We start from the raw sequence: 20,243 nt of genomic DNA on the forward strand, positions 1-20,243 counted from the left end.
CGGGCAACCTGAAAGGGCTGGCGTTGAATATCTCGTCGCAATCGGATGGTCCGGTCGGTGCGGGTGACAGCGGTCACGGCCGCGGTCGGCAGCCGTGCTGACCGCGGGCGGGCAGGCGGGCGTCCAAGCACGCTCACCGCACACCGGGCCGGTACCCCAGCAGCCGGAGTGCCCGCCGTCAGGCGCGATCGACGCCGGCAAGCGGAACGTCCTCGGCGTCCTCGTGGACGCTCTCGACTACGACGCGGCGACCGAGAAGGTGGTCGCGGCGGCGCGGCAGGGGCGCCCGTTCGCCTTGACGGCGTTGGCGGTGCACGGCGTGATGACCGGGGTAGCCGACCGGCCGCACAACTCCCGGCTGAACGCGTTCGACGTGGTGGCGCCGGACGGGCAGCCGGTGCGGTGGGCGCTGAACCTGTTGCACGGCACGAAGCTGCGGGACTGGGTCAGCGGGCCGGAGCTGGTCGTACGGGTCTTGAGCCGGATGGCCGACGAGGGGCTCCCGGTGTACCTGTACGGCTCGACCCCGGAGGTCCTCGGGCGCCTTTCGGCATCGCTGAGCCGGAGGTTCCCCGGGCTGCGGATCGCCGGCGCGGAGCCGTCGAAGTTTCGGCCGGCGCTCCCGGGAGAGGACAGGGCGATCGCCGAGCGGATCGCGCGGTCGCAGGCCAGGCTGGTGCTCGTCGGTCTCGGATGCCCCCGCCAGGAGATCTTCGTCCACGCCCTGCGCCCGCTGCTCGACCTGCCGTTGATGGCCGTGGGAGCGGCCTTCGACTACCACGCCGGCCGCATGCGCAGCGCGCCGCGATGGATGCAGCGGTCCGGCCTCGCCTGGGCGTGGCGGTTGATGCTGGAACCGAGGCGGCTGTGGCGCCGGTACCTGATTCTCAACCCCGAATACCTGGCTCGGCTCGCGGCGCAGAAGGTCGGGCTGTGGAAGCCCGCCGCGGCCGCGCCCACGGACCGACCCGCGCACGTGTTCACCGTCTGACGTACCCGTGTGGCGAAGGCGTGCCCCGCCGTATCGACCAAGCAGAGGCTCTATGTGCGGAATAACCGGGATAGTTGCTGGCAGCGATGGCCAGTCCGTGGAGACCGAGCGGCTCCGGATGATGTGCCGCAGCCTGCGCCACCGTGGACCCGACGACGAAGGCGTCTACGTCCGGGGCCGGGTGGGCCTGGCCATGCGCCGGCTGGCGGTCATCGACGTGGCGGGCGGCAGGCAGCCGGTGGCGAACGAGGCCGGCACCGTCCACGCGGTCTTCAACGGTGAGATCTACAACCACCAGAGTCTGCGCCGGGAGCTGGCGCGGCGCGGGCACCGGTTCGCGTCCGGTAGCGACTCGGAGGTCATCGCGCACCTGTACGAAGAGCACGGGGTGGACTTCGCCGATCGGCTGGAAGGCATGTTCGCCATCGCCCTCTGGGACGACGCCCGGCGGCGGCTCGTGCTCAGCAGGGACCGGGTCGGCATCAAGCCGCTCTACTACGCCCCGTACGGGCGCGGCCTGGTGTTCGGCTCGGAGATAAAGGCGATTCTGGCGGCCGGTGTCAAGACCACGCTCGACGTCCAGGCGTTGAGCTCCTACCTCTCGCTGATGTACATCCCGGGGCCGCGAAGCATCTATGCCGAGATCCGCAAGCTCGAGCCGGGCACGACGCTGGTCTGGCACGACGACACCTACGACATACGGCGGTACTGGGATCTGGCGGCCGTGGGGCAGCGCGACGACGTTTCCCCGGCGGAGGCCCGCCGGTTGGTGCGCGCGACGCTCCTCGACAGCGTCGAGCAGCAGTTGCAGGCGGATGTGCCGCTCGGGTTCTTCCTGAGTGCCGGGATGGATTCGAGCAGCGTGGTGGCTGCCGCGCGCAGGATCCACCCGGACGGGGTGCTGAAGACGTTCACCGTCGGATTCGCCGATCGGACGTACGACGAGAGAAGCCTGGCAGCGCTGGTGGCCCGGCGGCTTCGCACCGACCACGTCGAGTTGGTGGTCGAGCCGCGGGCCGAGGACGTCACGGACAGGATTCTCCCGAGCTTCGACGAGCCGTTCGCCGACCCGTCGGCGGTGCCGTCCTACTACCTGTGCGAGCTGGCACGAGCTCACGTCACCGTCGCGGTCAGCGGCGACGGCGGAGATGAACTGTTCGCCGGCTACCTCACGTACCAGGCCGACAAGCTCGCGCGCCACTACCGGCACCTGCCGCGGGACCTCGTGGCCCGGTTGCCCCCGGCGATGCTGCGTCGGCTGCCCGCCTCGGATGCGCGGATGAGCTTCGGCTTCAAGGCTCGGCGCTTCGTGGACAACGCGCTCGAAGATCCCGGCCGCAGTCACTACCTCTGGCGGGTGGTCTTCCGGGAGGCGCACAAGGCCGAACTCCTGGAGCCCGACATCGTCGCCGAGCTCACCGACTCCTATGAGACGCACGAGTCGCACTACCGGAACGGGATGTCGTTCGACCCGTTGACGCGCTTCCAATACACCGACTTCAACGTCTACCTCGCCGAGGACGTGCTCGCCAAGGTCGACCGGCTGAGCATGGCGCACTCACTCGAGGTACGGGTGCCGCTGCTGGCCACTTCCATGATCGAATTCGCCTTCTCGCTTCCGGGCGGGCTGAAGATGCCCGGCTACCGACCGAAGCAGCTCCTGCGGCAGGCGATGGTCGACATCCTGCCGGCGGAGATAACCAGGATGCGGAAGAAGGGTTTTAACGCGCCGCTGTCCCGGTGGTTGCGGCAGGTGTTCCGCCCGCTGGTGGGCGAGTACCTGAGCAGGGAGACGCTGCGGCGGCAGGGCTACTTCCGGTTCGACCGGGTCGACGAGATCGTCCGGAGCCATCTGAACGGCACCGCCGAGCACAGTCGGGAAATTTGGACCTTGTTGATGTTCAGCCTGTGGGCGGAGCAGGAGAAGGTCTACCGCTAGCCCCGCGAAGCTCACGCCCTGTCGAACACGACGCGCAAGGTCCGACGTGCACGTCCGCACAGCGTTCCATTTCTGCGGGGGTTCGGGAGGTACGAGCCGTGAACTATCTGTTGCTCCTGGGATCGTTCGCGCTGGCGTTGATGCTGGCGTGGAATCCTGGATCCTCCAACGGCTGGAAGCCCTCGGCGCGCGCCTGCCGGCGTGCGTTCCTGACGAGCGCGGCGCTGACGTCGTCGGTCTGGTGCTGGTTGTACGTCAACCACTGGGCGCCGCCGTACGGGGCTCTGCTGGCCGTTGTCGGAGGACTCGCCGGCGCGATGATCGCGGCCGCGCTCGACAACGGGCTCGTCGAGAACAACGCGGCGCCCTCGGTCGGTGTCCGGGAGAAGGTCCTGGCCCACCACGTGACCGGCGACCTGCACTATCCGCGCCAGCCGCGGTTCAAGCGGGCGTTCGACGTCGTCGGCGCGCTGGTCGCCCTCGTGGTGACGCTGCCGCTGTGGATCGTCATCGCGGTGCTCGTGTGGTTAGCGGAGCCCGGCCCGATCTTCTTCATCAAGAACTCCGTCGGCAGGGGCGGCATCACCTTCCGGCAGGTGAAGTTCCGGAGCATGAAGTACGGGGCCGAGCGTTCGACCGGTCCGGTGGCTTCGCCCGCCAACGATCCGCGGACGCTCACGGTCGGCAGGTTCCTGCGGCGCTGGCATCTCGACGAGCTACCCGAACTGATCAACGTCCTGCGCGGCACCATGAGCCTGGTCGGCCCCCGGCCGCTGCGTACCGTTCTCGTGCAGAAGCACCTGGAGGAGGTGCCGGGGTACGCCGAACGGCACACGGTGAAGCCGGGGATCGCCTGTACCGCGCAGATAGAGAAGTACCACATCGCGCCGGCGGAGCGGTTGGACAAGGACCGCGAGTACATCGCCAGCATGTCGGTCGCCCTTGACCTGAGACTGCTCGGGCGCGCCGTGCGGACGACCCTGCGCGGCGAGCGGCACCACGGCGAGCCCGCCGACGCCGTGCGTTGGCTGCCGCCGGGCCGGCCCAACCCGTCGAGGAGTCCGTCGACCGGGTCGCCGAGGTACCGCCGGGGATCCGTCCCGCCGGACCTGAAGGACCGGTCGACCCGACCGGGGACGCGTCCGCGGTCGGGTAGGGGGCGCAGCCCCGTGCCGTCCAACCCGGCGTCGCCCGCCTCGAACGAGCCCTCCAGCGCGCTCCGGATCAGGTACCGGGAGTAGGCCAATAGGATGGTCGGGTGTCCATCCATGTGGAAGACGCGCCCGAGCGGGAGCGGTTCGAGGTCCGTGACGGCGACGCCGATCAGGCCCTCGCGGGATTCATGACGTATCAGGTGACCGGCAACATCATCGTCTTCACCCACGTGGACGTTTCGCCCGGGTACGAGGGGAGGGGTGTGGATGACGCGCTGGCCCGCGCGGCGATGGACGACGCCGTCGCCCGGCGCCGCACCGTGGTCCCCATCAGCCCGTTCCTGGCGGAGTGGCTGACCGGCCATCGGGAGTACAACAAGATCGTCGCTCCCGGCACGAGAAAGATCAGATAGCGCACACCGGTGGCGGCGCGGGAATCTTGGTCGGTCCTCAGTCGTTGACACTACCGGCGACTTCTGCTCGGGGTCCCGCTTGTTGTCAGACCCGGCGGCTAGGCTCGCGGAGTCGCCTGCGCAATTGGCTGATCATCCGATACCAGGATCATCAGAAGCAGGCGCGCCCACCCGCCACGATCTGGGAGTACGACTCGTTGACTGCACAGCCCGAGGCTCTGTACGGGGCCGACGATCTCACGCACCTTGAGGGTCTGGACGCTGTCCGCAAGCGCCCCGGCATGTACATCGGGTCGACCGACAGCCGTGGTGTGGGCCATCTCCTCAACGAGATCCTGGACAACTCCACGGACGAGGGCGTCGCCGGCCACGCGACGCACATCGAGGTCACGCTGCACGCCGACGGTTCCGTGCAGGTGGACGACGACGGGCGCGGCATCCCGACCGACACCCACGCCAAGTCGGGCATGTCCGGCGTCGAGTTGGTGCTGACCCGCCTGCACGCCGGTGGAAAGTTCGGTGGCTCCGGCTACAAGACCTCCGGCGGTCTGCACGGCGTGGGCGCGTCGGCGGTGAACGCCCTGTCCCGCCGGTTCGACGTGACCGTCAAGCGGAGCGGCAAGGTCCACCAGATGTCGTTCCAGCACGGGGTTCCGGGCGTGTTCGACGGCGCCGGCCCGAGCGCGCGGTTCACCCGGCAGTCCGGGCTGCGGCTGACCGGCAAGATGAAGCGCGGCGAGTCGACCGGCACCTCCATCCGGTACTGGCACGACGCCCGCTACTTCGAGAGCGGGGCCGTCCTTGACGTGGAGACCGTCCGCACGAAGCTGCGGAACACGGCGTTCCTCGTCCCGGGCGTCAGCTACGTGCTGCGCGACGCCACCCAGGGCGCGATCAACACTGAGATCTTCAGCTACCCCAACGGCCTCACCGACATGGTGGAATTCCTCGCGCCCGCCAGTGAGAAGGCCGTCTCCGGCGCGCTGCTCATCACCGGGGAAGGCACCTACAAGGAGAACGCCGCCGACTCCAACGGCGTCATGCAGTCCAACGTCGAACGCCGCGCCGAGATCGAGGTCGCGTTCCGGTGGGGGACCGGCTACGAGCGGACCGTGGAGTGCTTCACGAACACGATCCGCAACGTGCACGGCGGCACCCACCGCAAGGGGTTCGAGCGCGCCGCCCTGCGCGCGCTGACCGATGCGATCAAGAACAGCCGGGGCCTGCTCAAGCCGAGGGAGGACCTGCCGGTCCTCGACGACGTGCTGGAGGGCATGACCGCGGTGATCCACGTGCGGATCCCGGAGCCACAGTTCACGTCGCAGACCAAGGACGAACTATCCACCGCCGCGGTCACCAAGGTGGTCCAGACGGTGGTCGAGCAGCACATCAAGGCGTGGGTGGACGACCGCAGGACCAGGGCCGAGGCCCGTACGGTCATGCAGAAGATCGTCGACGCTGCCCGCGTCCGGTTGACCCAGAAGCAGCAGAAGGACGCCGCCCGGCGCAAGACCGCCCTCGAGGGCGCGTCGATGCCGGCGAAGCTGGTCGACTGTCGGTCGACCGGCGTGGGCCGCAGTGAGCTGTTCATCGTCGAGGGCGACAGCGCGCTGGGCACCGCCCGGCTCGCGCGGTCCTCGGAGTACCAGGCGCTGCTGCCGATCCGGGGCAAGATCCTGAACGTGCAGAAGGCCAACCTCAAGCAGGTCTTCGACAACGCCGAATGCTCGGCGATCATCCAGGTGCTGGGCGCCGGGTCCGGGCGGACCTTCGACCTCGACGCCATGCGCTACGGCCGCATCCTGATCATGGCTGACGCCGACGTCGACGGCTCCCACATCCGGACGCTGCTGATCACGCTGTTCGCCAAGTACATGCGACCGGTGATCGAGTCCGGCCGGCTGTACGCGGCGGTGCCGCCCCTGCACAAGATCGTGACGAAGGGGCGGAGCCCGGAGACCATCTACACGTACACGCAGGCGGAGATGGCGAGCACGGTCGGTCGGCTGGAACAGGCCGGCAAGCAGGTCGTCACCCCGATTCCGCGGTTCAAGGGCCTCGGTGAGATGGACGCGGACGAGTTGTGGGACACCACGATGAACCCGGCCAGCCGAGCGGTCCGGCGGATCACGCTCGACGACGTCGAGGCGGCGGAGGAAGTCCTCGAACTGCTCATGGGCGAGAAGGTCGAGCCGCGCAGGAACTGGCTCATCGACTCGGCCAGCCGCGTCGACCAGGAGACGATCGACGCCTGATCGCCGAGCCCGCCACGACAGACTTTTAGCGATTCACAGAAGAGAGCACTGAAGCAATGGCACGCCGCAACGGCACGCAGTCGAAGGTCGACCTGTCCGCCTTCGATAAAGCGGGGGCGCGGGTTCTCGACAATCCGCTGACCGAAGAGGTCTCCTCCTCTTATCTGGAGTACGCCTACAGCGTCATCCACTCCCGGGCGCTGCCGGACGCGCGTGACGGACTCAAGCCGGTCCACCGGCGGATCCTGTTCTCGATGAGCGAGAACGGCTACCGCCCGGACCGCGGTCACGTGAAGTCGGCGCGCGTCGTCGGTGACGTGATGGGTAAGTACCACCCGCACGGCGACTCGGCGATCTACGACGCGATGGTCCGGCTCGCCCAGGACTTCTCGCTGAACGTGCCGCTGATCGACGGCCACGGCAACTTCGGCTCCCCGGACGACGGCCCGGCCGCCTCCCGGTACACCGAGGCCCGGATGTCGCCGGAGGCGATGCTACTCGTCGGCGAGCTCGGCGAGGACACCGTCGAGTTCCGGCCGAACTACGACGGCTCGCTGGAAGAGCCCTCGGTCCTGCCCGCGGCGTTCCCGAACCTTCTGGTCAACGGCACGTCCGGCATCGCCGTCGGCATGGCGACCAACATGATCCCGCACAACCTCGGCGAGGTCGTCGCGGCGGCTCGGTGGCTGATCCGGCACCCGAACGCGACGCTGGACAAGCTGATGGAGTTCGTGCCCGGTCCGGACCTGCCGACCGGTGGTCTGCTGCTGGGCCTGGACGAGGTGCGCAAGGCGTACGAGACGGGCCGCGGCGTGGTCCGGATGCGGGGCAAGGTCGAGATCGGGCCGCTCGAAGGCAGCCGGGGTCGCCAGGCGATCACCGTGACCCAGCTGCCGTACGGCGTCGGGGCCGAGAAGGTCATCGCCGCGATCACCAATGAGGTCACCAAGACCAAGCGCCTGCAGGGCATCGCCGACGTCAAGGACCTGACCGACCGGGAGAACGGCACCCGGCTGGTCGTCGAGTGCAAGGTCGGCGTCAACCCGCAGCCGCTGCTCGCGGACCTCTACCGGCTCACGCCACTGGAGCAGTCGTTCGGCATCAACAACCTGGTCCTGGTGGACGGGCAGCCGCAGACGCTCGGCCTCAAGGCTCTCCTCGAGGTGTTCCTCAACCACCGCTACGACGTGGTGACCCGGCGGACGACCTACCGGCGCCGCAAGCGGCAGGAGCGTCTACACCTGGTGGACGGCCTGCTGATCGCGCTGCTGGACATCGACAAGGTGGTCGCGCTGATCCGGGCCAGTGACAACGCGCAGGCGGCCCGGGACGGCCTGATGCGGCAGTTCACGCTCTCCGAGATCCAGGCTGCGTACATCCTCGACACGCCGCTGCGCCGGCTGACCAAGTTCGACCGGCTCGAGCTGGAGACCGAGCAGGAGAAGCTGCGCAACGAGATCGCCGAGCTGTCGCAGATCCTGGACGACGAGAACGTCCTCAAGAAGGTCGTCTCCGACGAGCTGGCAAAGGTCGCCAAGGACTTCGGCGACCCGCGGCGCACCACGCTCATCGACGGTGACCTCAAGGAGGTGCTCGCCGCGTCCGTGCCGGCCGGGCCTCTCGAAGTCGCCGACGACCCGTGCCAGGTGATCCTCTCCGCGACCGGCCTCGTGGCCCGCACGGCCGCCGAGTCCGAGGAGGTGACCGAGGGTCGCCGCCGCAGCGGACGGACCAGGCACGACACGATCCGGGCGGTCGTTGCCGCCACCGCCCGTGGCCAGGTGCTTCTGGTGACGAACCTGGGCCGGGCCTTCAAGACGGACGTGCTCCCGCTGCCGGTCCTGCCGGAACAGTCCGGGACGGTGTCGCTGCGCGGCGGTATGTCCGCCAGCGAACTGGTGCCGCTGCAGAAGGGGGAGAAGGTCATCGGGCTGGCCCCGCTGGGCGACCAAGCCGCCGGCTCGCCGGGCCTGGCCCTGGGCACCCGCCGCGGTGTGGTGAAGGTGTGCTCCCCGGACTGGCCGGTCCGCTCGGACGAGTTCGAGATCATCACGCTCAAGAACGGCGACGAGGTCGTCGGCGCGGCGTGGCTCACCGACGGTGTCGAGACGCTCGTCTTCGTCAGCTCGGACGCGTCGCTGCTGCGGTTCAACACCAAGGTCGTCCGCCCGCAGGGCCTCAAGACCGGCGGCGTGGCCGGCATCAACCTGGCCGCCGATGTGGAGGTCGTCTTCTTCGGCGCCGCCCGCACCGACGACAACGAGCACGGCGAGCCGATGGTCGTCACGTCCACCGGGGAGAGCGTGAAGGTGACCCCGCTCGCGCAGTACCCGGCCAAGGGGCGCGCGACCGGCGGCGTTCGCGCGCAGCGGTTCCTCAAGGGCGAATGCCGGTTGGAAGTTGCCTGGGTGGGCGCACGCCCGGTCGCGGCGACCAGCAAGGGAGAGCCGCTCGACCTGCCGGACGCGGACTCGCGCCGGGACGGCTCCGGCGTGGCTATGGGCATGGCCTGTCCGGGCATCGTCGGCCGCCTGATCGAACGCGGCTGACTGAACCCGGCCGGTCGGTAAAGGGACTGCATCGACATTCTCGTCGAAGTACCGTCGCTGGCTGTGACGATCTCACAGCCAGCGGCGCCCCTGTTCGGGTTGACGGCTTATTCAAATCCCGCCCTCGGCGCGCCCCTGCCCGGGTCGACCCTCGTCGTGCCGGCTGTGTTCGGCCGTACGTCGAAGTCGAAGATCTCGGTCGGGATGTAGATGGTCGCGCAGCAGTTGGGGATGTCCACCACGCCGGAGAACCGGCCCTCGATCGGCGCGGCTCCCAGGAGCAGATAGATCTGTTCGCCGGAGTAGCCGAACTTGGTCAGGTAGCTGATGGCGTGCAGGCAGGCGCGCTTGTACGCCACATCGGAGTCCAGGTAGCGCTGCTCGCCCTCCTTGGTCACCGAGATCCCGGAGAAGGCCAACCACTGGCAGTACCGCGGATCGGTGATGCCCGGCAGGAAGATGGTGTTCTCCGAGACGCCGTACTTGTTCATGCCGTCTTTGATCAGGTCCATGTGGAAGTCGATGTACCCGCCCATCTCGATGGCGCCGCAGAACGTGATCTCGCCATCGCCCTGGGAGAAGTGCAGGTCTCCCACGGAGAACTTCGCGCCGGGGACATAGACCGGATAGAAGGCCCGCGTTCCCTTCGTCAGGTTCTTGATGTCCTGGTTGCCGCCGTTCTCGCGCGGGGGCGCCGTGCGTGCCGCCTCCCTCGCGACCCGCTCGAAATCCTCCCCGGACAGCGTCCCGAGGATCGCGTCCCGGGGCTCGGGCGGCAGGGCCAGCGGCGGTACCCGGTGCGGGTCGGTGGCGATCAACGTCGCCTCCCGCTCGTTCCACCGCGCCAACAGGTCGTGTGACGGGGCGGTCCCCATCAGTCCGGAGTGGACCATTCCGGTGAACTTCACCCCGGGGATGTGCCGCGATGTCGCGGTCTGCCCCTTGAAGTCCCAGACCGCCTTGTACGCATCGGGGAACTCGTCGGTCAGGAACCCGCCACCGTTGCGCTTGTGGAAGATTCCCGTGTACCCCCAGCCCTGGCCGGCGAGGGGGCCGGAGTCCTCCTCCATCGGGCCGACGTCGAGGATGTCGACCATGAGCAGGTCGCCGGGTTGCGCGCCCTCCACGGCGAACGGCCCGCTCAGGCAGTGCACCCGGGTCAGCGGCGCATCCCGGATGTCCTCCGCCGAGTCGTCGTTGCGCATCCAGCCGTCGAACCACTCGCGGCAGTGCACGCGGAACGACTGGCCGGGGCGGACGGTGGCGACCGGCGGGATGTCCGGGTGCCACCTGTTGTGGCCGATCTTCTCCTGTTCGGTGAATCTCCTGGTTGGATCCAGTCGGAACAAGACTTCGGGCATCCTGGCACCCCTTCCACCGGGTTTACGGTCGGGGTAGGCGGGCGTGGGTCGGGTTGGCCGGTGACCGCCGTGCCCGCGGCCGCGCGGGAATCTCCGATACCACCTCGGGTGTGTCGGCGCTGCCCGCCGCCCGCTCGATCGCCGCGGCCAACGGGCGTGGCGTACGCGCGAGTAGTGGGGCGGAGAAGATCCTGACCGCTTCGTCTCCGCAGACGACACAGAGCACACGCGCGGCGGCAGTGCCGATCGGGAGGGTTACGTCGAACGCGCCATCCCGCGGACAGCGGTACTCGTACGTCGCCACCGCCGCCTCCTCACCCCGAATCCTGGCCACCGTGCTTTCCCGTGGCGGTACGGGTAAACCAGGCGCGGCGCCCGGGGCCGGTAGTCTGCGCCGGCTGTCGCGGTTTCACCGGGCGATGGCGGGTAGGCAGCACCACGCGAAGACGCCGACGAGGGGGTCGCCATGACCCAGCAGAACACCGGCGGGGGTGCGGGAGTGCGTACCGGCCCGGCCAGTTCGAAGACGCTCAAGTACGCGCGGGTGATCAACTCCCCGGACGAGTTGGAACGGGTGGAGGCCGGCGACAAATTGGTCACCACGAACCACGAGGTGATCCGGAAGTGGGCGGAGGAGCGCGGCGCCGTACCCGCGACCGTGGCCGGCACCGAACACCCGGAGACCGGCACCCTGGGGGCGCTCCGGTTCGACTTCCCGCCGCTCGGCGATGACGACCGGATCAGGCACGTGAGCTGGGACGAGTGGTTCGAGACGTTCGATCGCCGGCGGCTCAACTTCATCTTCCAGGAAACAACCAAGGACGGCCGGCAGAGCAACTTCTTCCGCCTGGAGAACCCCGAACGGGAAAGCGCCTGATCGCGCGTTACTACCGCCCCAGTCCGGGGCGTGCGCGAGCATAGGAGGCTACGCGATGGCCGCGTCTGAAACCGTGTCGAGGACCCGCGAGCGACTCGGACCGACCGGGGTCTGGCTGGCGCTGCTGACCCGCTTGCCCGCCGAGCAGCAGCGCGAGGGCGTACGCCGCATCGAGGTGCTCGGCTACGGGTCGGTCTGGGGCGGTGAGGTCGTCGGGAACAACGACATCTTCGTGCAGGAGGCCAGCTGGCTGTGCGGCTCGTCGACGATCACGGTCGGTACCGGCATCGCCAACATCTGGGCCCGCCACCCCGCCACCGCACAGGCCGCCACGGCGGCCATCGGCGACGCGTGGCCGCATCGGTTCGTACTCGGTCTCGGGGTCAGCCACTCCGCCATCGTCGAGCGCACCGGACAGGCCTACGAGCGGCCCCTCGAACGGATGCGCGAGTACCTCGACTGGATGGACCAGGCGCCGGTGAAACCGTTCCACCCGGTGCCGCGCGTACTGGCGGCGCTCCGCCCGCGCATGCTGGAACTGGCCCGGGACCGCGCGGACGGGGCCCACACCTACTTCGTACCCACCGCGCACACCGCGCGGGCCCGGGAGATCCTCGGCCCGGACCGCCTGCTGATCCCCGAGCAGGCCGTCGTGGTCGATGCCAACCCGGTCGCGGCCCGCATGGTCGCCCGCCGCCACACCGAGTTCTACCTGGACCTGCCGAACTACGTGAACAACCTCAGGCACCTGGGCTTCAGCGACGAAGACTTCCAGGACGCGGGCAGCGATCGTCTCGTCGACGCGATCGTGGCCTGGGGCGACAACGACGCCATCGCCGCCCGGGTCCGCGAACATCGCGACGCCGGCGCCGACCACGTACTGCTCCAGCCCTTGGCGCCGGATCTCGACGGGGCCATCAGTCAGCTCGAAGAGCTCGCGATCAGGGTGCTGCCGGCGCCCGCGTGAGCTCCGTCAGCCCTGAGCCGAGACCGGCTGGTCGACGGCCATCGGTGTGGTGGCGATGGCGCGACGGGCGGTTCAGGCGTACGCCGACCGCAGGCGCGACGGCGGAGGCGCAGGTGATGGCGGCGTAGATGACCAGCTGCAGCATGTCGCCCACGCCCGGCCAGGGGCGCCACGAGGTAGATCCCGGCCGCCAGTGCGATCCCGCCACTGGTGCGGATCGGGTGCCCCCCCGAAGAGCGGAACGGGCAGGGCAACGCAATCCCGATACACCGAAATGCCTCCCTTTGGTACCGGTTGCGTGGTCCGATCTTGTGGCTGATCGTCCCAATGGGTACCAACCAGTCCTTTTCGTTACGTCTACGGCAGCTGGCTGGATGGAGCTGTCTGGTAACCGAGTGGCTGGTAGGGGAGACGAAAGAGTGGATGTTCTTGTCACCGATCACCGACCGAGCGGCGCGACCGTCGTAACGCCCGTCGGCCAACTCGACATCGACACCGGGTCTCGGCTGCGCGCCACCTTCGACGAGCTACGCGCGCGGTCCGTCGTCCGCGTCGTCGTCGACCTCGGTGAGCTGACGTACTGCGACTCCAGCGGGCTGTCCGCGCTCGTGCTCGCGCGCAACTACTGCACCGACGCCGGCGGATACCTGCGCCTGGCCGTCCTCAGCCCGTTCGTCCTCACGCTGCTCACCGACCTCGGTATCGCGCGGACCGTGCCGATCTACCGCAGCGTCGGCGCGGCCTGTGTCGGCGACCTGGACGCGCTCATCGCGGTGGCGAGCCGGCAGAGCCCGTGGCTCGTGCCGAACCAGGCCCGGCGGCGCGCCAACTCCCGCGCGAACAGCGACCACGCCGGACGCGCCGTGTACGGCCGGCGGCCCGTAGCCCCGGCACGGAGTCTCCAGACGGCGGTCTGGACCAGGTCGGCCTGACGCCAGCCGGCGCCGACCCGCGACTTCGCCTCTGGTTTCGGTTCGCCGAGCCGATCGTGGTGGCGGCATTTCGGGCGACGGGCTAGGTGAGCAGGTGCCGAGAGCGCGGCGGGTGATTCACCACAGTGGATCAATGTCGTTGATATGGTCGGCGCGGGCGGGCGCCCGCGGTGGGGCGCCCCAGGTGGGAGCCGGCGTGATCGAGGAGATCCTGCCCGCCGACGTCAGGTCGGCCGAGGCGTTCGACGATCTCGCGTCCGCACCGCTGTTCGCCGAGGAGGAGGCTCTGGTGGAGCGCGCGGTGGGCAAGCGCCGCGCGGAGTTCGCCACCGTACGCGCGTGTGCCCGCCGGGCCCTCGGGGAGCTCGGGCTGCCGCCCGTCGCGGTGCTGCGAGGCGACCGTGGCGAGCCGCGGTGGCCGGACGGCATCGTGGGCAGCATGACCCACTGCACCGGGTACCGGGCGAGCGCGGTGGCCCGGGGCGAAAAGGTGGCGACGATCGGGATCGACGCCGAGCCCGCGCTGCCGCTGCCCGGCGGCGTGCTCGACATGGTCAGCCTGCCGCAGGAGCGGGCGCACCTGGCGCGGCTGGCCGACGACCGGCCGGCGGTGTGCTGGGACCGCCTGCTGTTCTGCGTGAAGGAAGCGGTCTACAAGGCGTGGTTTCCGCTGGCGACGCGGTGGCTGGGCTTCGAGGACGCCGCGATCGAGATCGACCCGGACGGTACGTTCAACGCCCGGCTCCACGTACCCGGGCCGGTCTCCGGGTTCACCGGGCGCTGGCTGGCGCGGGACGGGCTCGTCCTCGCGGCGATCGCGCCGCACGCGGACGGCTGGCCGGAGACGGCGGTGTGACAGGGACGGCGGTGTGAGCCGGCTCGGGGTCCGTCGCCGGGCGAGGCCCCTTGGTGACCGGTGCGGCCATCGGCGCGGTGACGGTCGACCCGGTCTTCGACCACCGTGAATGACTGCCTAGGCTGTGCCGATGCTCCGCGACACCGACGCCTATCAATTCAATGCAGAGGAATGCCTGGGAGATCTCGTGTGGCCGGCCCGGGACCGCCGAGAGCGGCCCCGCCGGGGCGTACGCGCGAGGATGTCGCGGCTCCGTCTGGTCGGGGTGGGATCGGTCGCGGCCACGGTGGCCGTGGCGGTCGGCGGTACCGCCTTCATCATCGTCCAGCCCACTGATGGGGCGGTGGTGACGGCTGTCGCCCGCGAACTGCTCATCGTCTCCCAGCCAGGTTCAGCCGATGGCACCGTCGGTTCGCCGTCACCGAGCCCCGGTGGGTCGAGCGCCAGACCCCGGCCGGTGACCGGCGTCAGCCAGGCCGCGATGGACCACGCCGTCACCATCATCGAGGTCGGCAGGCAGATGAACCTTCCCCGGCGCGCGTACGTCGTGGCGATCATGACGGCGTTACAGGAGACCGCCCTGCGCAACCTGGCGAACTCGACGGTGCCGGAGTCGCTGAACTACGCGCACCAGGGGGTGTACCAGAACTTCGACTCGGTCGGCCTGTTCCAGCAGCGCTCGAGCCAGGGCTGGGGAAGCGTCGCCGAGCTGATGGACCCGGCGACGGCCGCCCGACTGTTCTACCAGCGGTTGGTCAAAGTTCCCCGCTGGCAGGCGATGAGCCCGGGGGACGCCGCTCAGGCGGTGCAGCGCTCGGCCTTTCCCCGGGCGTACGACAAGCAGCGGGCGCGCGCGGAGCGGATCGTCGACGCCGTCCTGTAGCCGGCGGCCGGGGAAGGCCCAGGCCGTCCCCGGCCGCCCACACGTCACCTGATCGATCAGGTTGTCACCGAGCGAAACGGGCGGTGAGGCCGCGCCAGGCCCGGGTAGCTCGGCTCTTCGGCGTACGGTGGGCCTGTTGCCACTTCACCGCACCGAGGGCTACCGCGGCGGTCACCAGGCCGGCGCCGACCGACGTCCACCAGGCAGGGTGGCGGCGTACCGCTCCGGGGAGCTGGGGAGAGTCAGCCAGGGCGTCGCGGGTTTCGGCGACGTCGGTGGACAGATCGCCGACCAGGTTGTCGGTGCCGATTTTGGTGCTGTTCTTCGAACTCATCGTTGCCTCCTTCGTTTTGCCGCGTGGCTGACGGCGCGCAGGTCCGCCTTGACGCTGGCGACCGTCTGCTCGGGCACTATCGAGCCGACCCGGCGCAGCCGGGCCGCGCCGACCGCCGTCAGCGTCGCCGCCAGGGCGAACAGTGCGACGGTGACGATGAGCGCCGCCGCCCAGGCGGGTACGGCCAGGGCGAGCAGGACCGCCAGGGTCAGCAGCAGCACGCCGACGCTGTACCCGGTCACCACGCCGGCGCCGGCGAACAGTCCGACGGCGGCGGCGATGTGCCGCGCCCAGGCCGTCACTTGCGCGCGTGCCAGCCGCAGTTCGTCGCGTACCAGCCGGGACAGCTGCTCGAACGCCCTACGGACCAACTCTGACGTCGAGGCGGTGGCCCTTCTGGCTGTGCTATCAACGCCGCCGGGTCGGTCGGTCTCGATAGTTTGGTTCACCCTCCTTGCATGCCCATCCCCGGCGTCGGTCAATCACCGAAAAAATTCATGAATTGATGTCCCTGCCCCCGAACCTGCTCCTGTTCCAGTGAAAGCGCTCTTCGACACCTGTGCGGGTAGCTCAGGCCGACCCACCGCGGGATGCATGGTGGGTAGCAGATCGACGGCGTCGGCGCGGACGGCGCCGTCCACGCTGCCGAAGATCCGCAGCCGTGATGTCAGGCCGCTGGCCCGCAGGGCCTCGCGCAGCGCAGGACCGGGAGCCGCCAGCCGCAACTCGATCCCGGCGGCGACGGCCGCCCGGTCGCAGGCGTCGAGCATCGTCAACCCAGCAGAGTCGCACGCCTCCACCCCGGTCAGGTCCACGACCAGGACCGACCGCTCACCGGCGAGTAGCCATGCAACTTCGGGCTCGACCGTGAGTACCGTCGATGTGCAGAGCTTGCCGGTCAGGGCGAGGACGCGCGTGTCGTTTACCTCGTACGTCGTCCACGTCAACTCCATGCCGAGCCCTTACCCATCGACGCGAGACGTTGCACCGCGTCACTGATCGTTGACTCTTCGTCAGTGCGCGCTTCCCGTCGCCCCGCCTCGGCCTACGGATTCCGGCTGGGCATCGGACGTTCGGAGGTGCCGGCGGCCGAATTGGTGTGACTATGATGGCCGAATTATGGACACCGTCGCCGCTGCCCAAGGGAAGCCGACACTGCAGATCGGTGTCGAACCGGTCGGGCGCGCCGAGGTCACCGTGTCTGTGCATGGCGAGCTCGACTGCGCTACCGCCGACCAACTACGTTCCGCGATCACCGAGCTGCTCAACCGCGGTGGTCTCACCGCGATCGGCCTCGATCTTCGCGGCTTGACATTCATTGATTCTTCCGGAATCGGCACTCTCGTCGTCGCGCAGCGCATCTGCCAGCAGGTGGGGGTTCGCATGCGCTTGACGGCAGTCAATGCCTTCGCGGCACGCGTTCTCGGTGTCGTGGGCGTCGACGCCGCGCTCGGGCTTCCGGCAACCGCCGGTGCTCCGGCCGCGTTGGTCGGTGCTGACTAGCCGGACCGGGTCTATCCGCCGATACGTGGCCGGCGTGGCCGGCACGTAGCGGGTTGCAGGTTGCGCTGCGCGCGTCGCCCCTGAACCCCGTTTGGCGGGCATCGCAGGGGGTAACTGTCGATGGTCATGCAAAGGCGAACGTCGACAGCGACTACCACGGGGGAGAGATTTTGAGTCCTGGTGTGGGTAGCGCTCAGTTGAGCACACACCGGTTGGCGGACGGCACGGTCGTCGTCGACGTACGCGGCGACCTGGATGTGGCGTCGACCGCGACCCTGCGCGATGAGCTGACGGCCAAGGTTCTCGACATGAGGCCGCCGCGGGTGGTCGTCGATCTCGGGTTGGTCACCTTCTTGGACAGTTCGGCGCTGAACGCGCTGATCGGCGTGCAGCGCTACGCCCGGAAGGTCGGCGCCTCGCTGCGGGTGGTGAATCCAAGCCCATTCGTGGCGCGCCTGCTCAACACGCTCGGGGTCGCTGAAGCGCTGGGATACCGGCCGTCCGGGGACTAGCGCGACTCCTCGGCCGCGATCCCCTGGTGAAGGTGCGGGACCGCCTCACCGCCGCCGCATGGCGGGCCTGAGCAGTTCCTCGAACTCGTGCGGTAGCTGGGAGATGATGTCGTCGAACTCTTCGTTCATGACGGCGTCGTGCGTGCAATCCATGACCGCGACGATGCCTCGCTCGGCGACGTCCCGGTCGACATCGGCACGCTCGGTGACCCGACGGACGAACTCGTCGAGGGGGAAGTCCGGCGCCGGCTCCTGGAACTTGATCAGCCAGGCTCGGAACTGGTCGGGCAGGTGAGCGGGCAGATCATCCGCCTCGCCCGCGGTGAGCCGCTCCGCCAGGGTTCGCAGGGTCGCCTCGGTCAGGGAAGCGGCTTGATCCTCGGGAACGCCCGCACGCTCCGCGACCTTCTCGATGAACTTCAGCTCCGCCATTTCGACCGTCCCCATCGCAAGCTCGGGGGGTCGGCTACCCCGGTGTCCTGACCCCAAACCGCACCGTCGCGCCTGCGGCCGAGAATGGGGAGCATCAATCACCCAGGATCCTAGGAAGCTGTACGCGCGATGGTGTGCACCACCGCCACCCGGGGTCATGGTCTTCCTGCTCGCCTACACGCCGTGCATGGCGACGGTCGCCGCGCAGCGGGGCGAGATAGGCACGAGGGTGCGGCAACCCCACCAAAGGCGGGCCGGTCCAGGTCGCGATCACCATCCCCAGCCGCCGGGACAGCAGTTCTGCCTGAACGAACGACAGCGACCCCGCCTCCTGGCGTTCACAGTTGGCCGACTTCATGTCCGACCTCGGCACGGCGGCAGCGGTCAGCCGGGTCTGGATCTCGTACAACTTCATCGGCGACGACGGCGAGCTGTACTCCCATCAGATCGCCGAGTGGGCGGCCGAGACCGGGGAACTGGTCGGCACCAGGTAGCCCGAGCTGCTCAGGCCATCGGCCCTCCGTACCGTCTCATGAGGCGGCGCGGAGGGCCGGTGGTTCTTCGCGTGCTGGGGTAGGCGGGCAGAGTGGTCTATACCCTCCTGCTGCTCCCGCTCGGCGCGCTCATCGGGCTTGCGATCCGCGGACACGTCACCGACCGGACCTTCCGGCACGTCTTCCGGCGGGTGTTGGTGGCGCTGGCGGTCGTACGCGGCTGCCTGGCCGGCTGGATGTTCCAGGGCAGCCTGCAGATGATCGGCATCATCGCCGTGGTGGCCGGCTCGGAGATTCTGTGCGCCCGGGTGCTCGCGGCCGTCGGCCCGTCCGGACACCGCCCGGTCGCCGGCTTCGCCGGTCACAGCAACACCACGTACTGGAGCCTGCCGGTCGCGACCGTCGTCTTCGGCTCGGCGGGAGTCGCGTTCGTGACGGTGTACGAGATGCTCACCGCGCCCCGCGTGTCCCCCGCGATCCGGCGACTGCAACGGCACGCCCCGGTAGCCACCACCCTGGGCCAACGCTCGACCGACCTCAGCCCGGTCGTCGCCGCGCTGGTCGGGCTCGGGGTACGGGCCGTCACGGCGCCATCGTCGTGGGCCGCCACGGTGCTGCTGCCGCTCGCGGTGGCCGTTGGGGCGTTCGGCGCGATCACCTTCGGCCTCGCGGTACCGGCCGGGCGACCTGTCCGCCGCCACCTCGCGCGGGCGTCGGCCGTCGTGGTCACGCGGACCCTGCTACTGCCGGCCCCGCTGCTGGTACTCGCCCTGCTGGGGCTGTCCGTGCCGACGGTGGCGTGGGTCGTGGTCACCGGCCTCGCCCCGTTCAACACAGTGGTGCTGGCCCGCCTGTACGGCTACGACACCGCGTTCGGGATCACCGTCATCGGACTGTCCGTGGTTGCGACCGCGCTGACGGCGCTTGTCGTCGGGACCGGCGCGTTGTTTGTGGGTTGATCACGCCCACTGGTCGAGCGCGAGCTTGGCGACCATGGCGATGACCACAACGAGCAGCACCACCCGGACGAACCCCGACCCGCGCCGCAACGCGGTCGCCGCGCCGAGGCGGGCGCCGGCGATGTTGAAGACCGCCATCCCCAGCCCGGCCAGCCAGAGCACGTGCCCCTGCGCGGCGAACACGGCGAGCGCGCCGAGATTCGTGCCGGCGTTGATGACCTTTGCCATGGCCGAGCTGTGTACGAAGTCGTGACCGAGAATGCCGATGAAGGTGAAGATCAGGAAAGTTCCGGTCCCGGGGCCCAGGACACCGTCGTAGCAGGCGATGGCGACGCCGGCGAGCAGCAGTGCGGTCACCCGGCGTCGCAGTGGCAGCTCAACGCCGCCGAGATCGGGCTGGATCGTGCCGAACTGCGGCCGGAACACGACGAACAGCGCGACCGCGAGCAGCATCGCCATGATGATCGGCCGGAAGTACGGCGCCGGAACCGCCGACGCGCTCAACGCGCCCAGCCCGGAGCACACCACCGCGAGCAGCGTCGCGGGGCCGAGGGTGCGCCAGTCCAGCTTGGTACGCCGGCCGTACGTGACCGCGGCGGTCGCCGTACCCATGATCGAGGAGAGCTTGTTGGTGCCCAGCGCGGCGGCGACCGGTGCCTGGGGTGCGGCGAGCAGCAGCGCCGGCAGTTGCAGGAGCCCACCGCCGCCGGCTACCGCGTCGACCCAGCCCGCGGCGCCGGCGGCGGCGAACAGCAGCAACAGATGTTCCAGGCTCACGGACGCTCCCGGCGCTACGTACGGTGATGTGCGTAAAGCACCGTAACGGTTGGCG

The 20,243-nt window shown here is 69.3% G+C and carries 22 protein-coding genes; 15 read left to right on the forward strand and 7 right to left on the reverse strand.

Features of this window, described 5'->3' with window-relative positions; genetic code table 11:
• Positions 1 to 187: 187 nt before the first annotated feature.
• The 6 genes from HC028_RS15415 to HC028_RS15440 all read left to right on the forward strand — a co-directional run bounded on the left by HC028_RS15415 (position 188) and on the right by HC028_RS15440 (position 9,301).
• Entirely contained in the window at positions 188 to 991 is an 804-nt protein-coding gene (locus HC028_RS15415) for a WecB/TagA/CpsF family glycosyltransferase (protein ID WP_168078145.1), read from the forward strand.
• A 52-nt stretch (positions 992 to 1,043) separates the two neighbouring features.
• The gene (asnB, locus tag HC028_RS15420) at positions 1,044 to 2,930 is read left to right on the forward strand and encodes an asparagine synthase (glutamine-hydrolyzing) (protein WP_168077911.1); all 1,887 of its coding nucleotides are present in this window, start codon (positions 1,044 to 1,046) and stop codon (positions 2,928 to 2,930) included.
• Between the two features lie 98 nt (positions 2,931 to 3,028).
• A complete protein-coding gene (locus HC028_RS15425) occupies positions 3,029 to 4,171 on the forward strand; it encodes a sugar transferase (protein WP_168077913.1) in 1,143 nt (380 codons plus the stop codon).
• A 17-nt stretch (positions 4,172 to 4,188) separates the two neighbouring features.
• Positions 4,189 to 4,497, forward strand: a complete 309-nt coding sequence (locus HC028_RS15430; RefSeq protein WP_168077915.1) for a GNAT family N-acetyltransferase — start codon at positions 4,189 to 4,191, stop codon at positions 4,495 to 4,497.
• Positions 4,498 to 4,694: 197 nt separating this feature from the next.
• Positions 4,695 to 6,752 (forward strand): DNA gyrase/topoisomerase IV subunit B, encoded by a 2,058-nt coding sequence (locus HC028_RS15435; protein WP_168077917.1) that lies wholly within the window; start codon positions 4,695 to 4,697, stop codon positions 6,750 to 6,752.
• A gap of 56 nt (positions 6,753 to 6,808) precedes the next feature.
• Positions 6,809 to 9,301 (forward strand): DNA gyrase/topoisomerase IV subunit A, encoded by a 2,493-nt coding sequence (locus HC028_RS15440; protein ID WP_168077919.1) that lies wholly within the window; start codon positions 6,809 to 6,811, stop codon positions 9,299 to 9,301.
• 107 nt (positions 9,302 to 9,408) lie between these two features.
• Here the strand turns inward: HC028_RS15440 and fmdA are convergent, their stop codons facing one another.
• Both fmdA and HC028_RS15450 read right to left on the reverse strand, forming a co-directional pair.
• Positions 9,409 to 10,662: a formamidase gene (gene fmdA, locus HC028_RS15445; RefSeq protein ID WP_168077921.1), complete on the reverse strand. Its 1,254-nt coding sequence runs from the start codon at positions 10,660 to 10,662 to the stop codon at positions 9,409 to 9,411.
• Between the two features lie 22 nt (positions 10,663 to 10,684).
• A complete protein-coding gene (locus tag HC028_RS15450; RefSeq protein ID WP_205861436.1) occupies positions 10,685 to 10,996 on the reverse strand; it encodes an FmdB family zinc ribbon protein in 312 nt (103 codons plus the stop codon).
• A 132-nt stretch (positions 10,997 to 11,128) separates the two neighbouring features.
• Between HC028_RS15450 and HC028_RS15455 the strand changes: the two genes are divergently transcribed.
• The 5 genes from HC028_RS15455 (at position 11,129) to HC028_RS15475 (ending at position 15,177) form a co-directional block, all read left to right on the forward strand.
• Positions 11,129 to 11,539, forward strand: coding sequence for a hypothetical protein (locus tag HC028_RS15455; RefSeq protein WP_168077923.1), 411 nt, complete (start codon positions 11,129 to 11,131; stop codon positions 11,537 to 11,539).
• A 55-nt stretch (positions 11,540 to 11,594) separates the two neighbouring features.
• Positions 11,595 to 12,506: a TIGR03620 family F420-dependent LLM class oxidoreductase gene (locus tag HC028_RS15460; protein ID WP_168077925.1), complete on the forward strand. Its 912-nt coding sequence runs from the start codon at positions 11,595 to 11,597 to the stop codon at positions 12,504 to 12,506.
• Positions 12,507 to 12,925: 419 nt separating this feature from the next.
• Positions 12,926 to 13,438, forward strand: a complete 513-nt coding sequence (locus HC028_RS15465; protein ID WP_168077927.1) for an STAS domain-containing protein — start codon at positions 12,926 to 12,928, stop codon at positions 13,436 to 13,438.
• A gap of 133 nt (positions 13,439 to 13,571) precedes the next feature.
• Positions 13,572 to 14,294, forward strand: coding sequence for a 4'-phosphopantetheinyl transferase family protein (locus HC028_RS15470; RefSeq protein ID WP_168077929.1), 723 nt, complete (start codon positions 13,572 to 13,574; stop codon positions 14,292 to 14,294).
• Between the two features lie 130 nt (positions 14,295 to 14,424).
• Entirely contained in the window at positions 14,425 to 15,177 is a 753-nt protein-coding gene (locus HC028_RS15475; protein ID WP_168077931.1) for a hypothetical protein, read from the forward strand.
• Positions 15,178 to 15,241: 64 nt separating this feature from the next.
• Here the strand turns inward: HC028_RS15475 and HC028_RS15480 are convergent, their stop codons facing one another.
• From HC028_RS15480 to HC028_RS15490, 3 genes are all read right to left on the reverse strand, one after another.
• The gene (locus tag HC028_RS15480) at positions 15,242 to 15,511 is read right to left on the reverse strand and encodes a hypothetical protein (RefSeq protein ID WP_168077933.1); all 270 of its coding nucleotides are present in this window, start codon (positions 15,509 to 15,511) and stop codon (positions 15,242 to 15,244) included.
• Entirely contained in the window at positions 15,508 to 15,882 is a 375-nt protein-coding gene (locus HC028_RS15485; RefSeq protein WP_239075640.1) for a phage holin family protein, read from the reverse strand. The genes HC028_RS15480 and HC028_RS15485 overlap by 4 nt, the downstream gene beginning before the upstream one ends.
• Before the next feature lie 111 nt (positions 15,883 to 15,993).
• Complete coding sequence (locus HC028_RS15490; protein WP_168077935.1) at positions 15,994 to 16,464, reverse strand: STAS domain-containing protein; 471 nt, start codon at positions 16,462 to 16,464, stop codon at positions 15,994 to 15,996.
• 166 nt (positions 16,465 to 16,630) lie between these two features.
• Here HC028_RS15490 and HC028_RS15495 point away from each other — a divergent pair, with 166 nt between their 5' ends.
• Together HC028_RS15495 and HC028_RS15500 are read left to right on the forward strand one after the other, a co-directional pair.
• Positions 16,631 to 17,014 (forward strand): STAS domain-containing protein, encoded by a 384-nt coding sequence (locus HC028_RS15495; protein ID WP_168077936.1) that lies wholly within the window; start codon positions 16,631 to 16,633, stop codon positions 17,012 to 17,014.
• Positions 17,015 to 17,196: 182 nt separating this feature from the next.
• Entirely contained in the window at positions 17,197 to 17,526 is a 330-nt protein-coding gene (locus tag HC028_RS15500; RefSeq protein ID WP_168077938.1) for an anti-sigma factor antagonist, read from the forward strand.
• Positions 17,527 to 17,571: 45 nt separating this feature from the next.
• Here HC028_RS15500 and HC028_RS15505 read toward each other — a convergent pair whose 3' ends face one another.
• Positions 17,572 to 17,973, reverse strand: coding sequence for a DUF2267 domain-containing protein (locus HC028_RS15505; RefSeq protein WP_240940141.1), 402 nt, complete (start codon positions 17,971 to 17,973; stop codon positions 17,572 to 17,574).
• 341 nt (positions 17,974 to 18,314) lie between these two features.
• On the opposite strand from HC028_RS15505, the gene HC028_RS15510 reads away from it, so the two are divergent.
• Positions 18,315 to 18,452 carry a hypothetical protein gene (locus tag HC028_RS15510; protein ID WP_168077940.1) on the forward strand — a complete coding sequence of 46 codons (138 nt, stop codon included), beginning with the start codon at positions 18,315 to 18,317 and terminating at the stop codon, positions 18,450 to 18,452.
• A 92-nt stretch (positions 18,453 to 18,544) separates the two neighbouring features.
• Positions 18,545 to 19,411, forward strand: coding sequence for an AEC family transporter (locus HC028_RS15515; RefSeq protein ID WP_168077942.1), 867 nt, complete (start codon positions 18,545 to 18,547; stop codon positions 19,409 to 19,411).
• On the opposite strand, the gene HC028_RS15520 is transcribed toward HC028_RS15515, so the two are convergent.
• Positions 19,412 to 20,188: a sulfite exporter TauE/SafE family protein gene (locus tag HC028_RS15520; RefSeq protein WP_168077944.1), complete on the reverse strand. Its 777-nt coding sequence runs from the start codon at positions 20,186 to 20,188 to the stop codon at positions 19,412 to 19,414.
• Positions 20,189 to 20,243 lie beyond the last annotated feature (55 nt).

The sequence above is a fragment of the Planosporangium flavigriseum genome (assembly GCF_011947225.1).
In the GTDB taxonomy this organism is placed as follows: Bacteria; Actinomycetota; Actinomycetes; order Mycobacteriales; family Micromonosporaceae; genus Planosporangium; species Planosporangium flavigriseum.